We start from the raw sequence: 2979 nt of genomic DNA on the forward strand, positions 1-2979 counted from the left end.
GGGCAAGAACCACAGAAAAATGGCCTTGCCCATAAATAACTATTAAAATTTTATGTCAGTTTTTTGAGTTTACACGGACTTTGAAACGGTCTCCACAGGCCTTTAAAATTATCATAGAAAGCTATTTTACAGAAATTATTTCACACTCTACAACTTTTTTTAATTAGACAAATTTATTCAACTAAAAAGAATGGAGATCATTATCCTTTCGTTATTCTATATTCTGCTTTTTCACTAATATAATCTACATCACTATAATAATAAAAATTCCCCGTCATTAATTCATCTAATTTAATCTTATCAAGTGCATCCTTTGTATTTAGAATATATCCATATACTGTAGTCACACAATATTTATAAAATAAAGGTTTCATGGTACTTATTTGTTCGTTCATGTCTTCTTTTGTTGTTCCTACCGAAAATATATATTTATACTATTGTCATATAAATGCTTTTTATAGGTCTTTTCCTCGGTATAAAAGTGCTTCCAATCAGTATTGTTTTCGCCATAGGACTCTTTTATGGGATTTGGCACCATATAGTCTAATTGAATATAGAAACTATTCATATGGAAGTCACTAAAATCATTCTCAAATTCTGATTTTAATTCAGAAAACCAGTTTCTTGCCATTAAAAAAGGCTCATACCCACTGCTTAAATTTTTATCATAAGTAAGCATGATGATACTTTCGTTGCCGGTAGCAGCAGTACCTTTGCTAGTCAAGTGCTCATTCATAGATAAAAAATTATCATAATAATCTTTCAGCACAACTTTTACCACATGGGAGTTAGTGGTATTAACATAATAAGCGTCATAGATATAATAGGAATCCGCACCTGCATGTTTATCCAAATAATTAAGTATCTTACTGTAAACTTTTAAATCAGACTCGTTTAGATTATCAGAATCAAGACTTCGACCTTCTAAAACTTTGGCTTTTATATCATCATAAGTATAAGCAGTCAAATTATAATCCAAATTTGAAGTTGTTTTAGACTTGCAAGACGTAAATACCATTGTGGATAGTATCATCAAAGTAAATATAATTGTTTTATTCATGTTAACTCCTTCTCGTTTCACAGTTGCTATACAATAGACTCCTTTATTTTACTATGGAAAATGGTGGAATTCAATACTTTTATATCGGTATGCTTGCTTCTTGTATTTTATATCAAAAGGCAGATAATTTTGAATATTATGGTGTAGCCAAGAAATTGGGATAATGTTAAGAATTAGGGGTGAATGAACAAAATTCGCAAACGAAAGGCTTCTATGAACACATGGGATTTCAGGTTTATAAAAGAACTGACACCGATGAGCAAGGGAATCCTTATTCGATTTTGTATATGAGATTAGTTTAAAAGGTTCTAATGTACAAGAGAAATGACAAGTAGGAACGGTAAAGTGGATTTCTATTAAAACTGCTAAGACTAAAATCCTCAGAATACTGAGGGTTTTATTGGTGGTAGCTTTATCTTTACTAAATTAGACATCGAAAAATAAGAGTTGCCATGTTATAATCAATACATATATTATAAAAAATAAGATTTTACCATAATATGTGGGGCTGATATATAAACAAGTAAGTTTGAACTTGAAAGGGAGAAGCAAATGTCAAGGATTAAAAAAACGGTTGTTGAAAGCAAATGCCGAAGCGGTTATCACAAAAAGGTGATTGTTATCATAGAAGATTTATGCCCACCTTTTTGTCATGAATTGTGGAATTGTGCTTATCCGTTGGTCTATGCTTTACAGAACGGGGCAATTTTAGATTATGGTAATGGTAAGGCTTCAGCATTTGATGTAAAATGTCCAGACGGAGGGCGGGTAACCATTCATGGTATACTGATAATGATTAAAATTCAGTTTACAAAAATAAATAATAAGCAACTTTATCTTTCTGGGTGACGGAATTATTGAAAATATATCCTGATGCCCAAGGTGTACCAGGCTCGACGGTCATCAGAATTGCAGCAACAAGGCATGTGGAGAGTGTAGTTCTTTTGTCCAGATGTACAGAAAATGATGCTAGAATCCATTAAGCGAGAAGAACTTTTTAAAATACACATATTTCCGAATGATGTGGAAAAGCATATAAGGGAGATAGAGGTACTATGAAGCGAGTTTTAGAAGAAAATTTAATTTATGAAATTCTTTCTGTTGTAGAGGAAATTCCAAAGGGTAGTGTCGCTACATACGGACAAATTGCAAGGCTAATCGGCAGAGATAAAAATGCAAGACTTGTTGGAAAAGTCCTCAGCATGGCAGAATATTATGGAGAATATCCTTGTCATAGAGTAGTTAATCACGCCGGCAGACTGGCACCAGGATGGATTGAGCAAGGTGACTTGCTTCGTAATGAGGGTATTCCTCTGAAAGATGAAACCCATGTTGATTTAAAGAAATGTCAATGGCAGTTCTGCTTATGAATAACATGGGGACTGCTGACAGTAAAACTAACAGATGATGGTTATTGCTGTTTGTTTTATGGTGAATTCCAAAAAACAGTAAAAAACATGTAATAAGCTTTCGAGTATCATACAGTGTTTACTCCGAATAAGGTAAATTTATTGGGCTTTTTCAATTTAAAAATTGCTTAAACCGACTGATTGTGTTAAAATATACGTTGATATAAATAAGAATTTAGGAGGAACTGAAACTATGACAGCCTCAATGCGTTTAAGATAAGCTGGCAATAAAAAAGGCAGAATCTATCCCCGATGATAGGCTTTTTTTGTTGTGCTTATTTATACGATATTGAGCATTCATTAGTTAAGGTGAGATGTAGACTATCTAACTATAGCTTTATTTAACTGAGTCTTTTAAAGAATGTTTCCATATTGTATGTATGCAGGCCAAAGCCACATTGTGGATTTGACCTGCATTTTTTATTGAATAGGAAAGTTCTCCTTTGGAGAACCCTTGAATTAGAATAGCCCGCTGAAAGCGGGCATAACGAATAGACGATATTGCTAGAA

The 2979-nt window shown here is 33.0% G+C and carries 4 protein-coding genes; 2 read left to right on the forward strand and 2 right to left on the reverse strand.

The window, feature by feature from the left end:
* Positions 1–200: 200 nt before the first annotated feature.
* Positions 201–395, reverse strand: a complete 195-nt coding sequence (locus tag BM183_RS20355) for a hypothetical protein (RefSeq protein WP_091689431.1) — start codon at positions 393–395, stop codon at positions 201–203.
* Between the two features lie 17 nt (positions 396–412).
* Positions 413–1060, reverse strand: coding sequence for a hypothetical protein (locus BM183_RS20360; RefSeq protein WP_091689433.1), 648 nt, complete (start codon positions 1058–1060; stop codon positions 413–415).
* A 552-nt stretch (positions 1061–1612) separates the two neighbouring features.
* Between BM183_RS20360 and BM183_RS20370 the strand changes: the two genes are divergently transcribed.
* Both BM183_RS20370 and BM183_RS20375 read left to right on the forward strand, forming a co-directional pair.
* On the forward strand, positions 1613–1909 hold the full coding sequence (locus tag BM183_RS20370) for a TIGR04076 family protein (RefSeq protein ID WP_091689437.1): 297 nt from the start codon (positions 1613–1615) through the stop codon (positions 1907–1909).
* A 206-nt stretch (positions 1910–2115) separates the two neighbouring features.
* Positions 2116–2430, forward strand: coding sequence for an MGMT family protein (locus BM183_RS20375; RefSeq protein WP_091689439.1), 315 nt, complete (start codon positions 2116–2118; stop codon positions 2428–2430).
* The last annotated feature ends 549 nt before the right edge of the window (positions 2431–2979 follow it).

Origin of the sequence: Anaerocolumna aminovalerica (assembly GCF_900115365.1) — a bacterium.
GTDB lineage: Bacteria > Bacillota > Clostridia > Lachnospirales > Lachnospiraceae > Anaerocolumna > Anaerocolumna aminovalerica.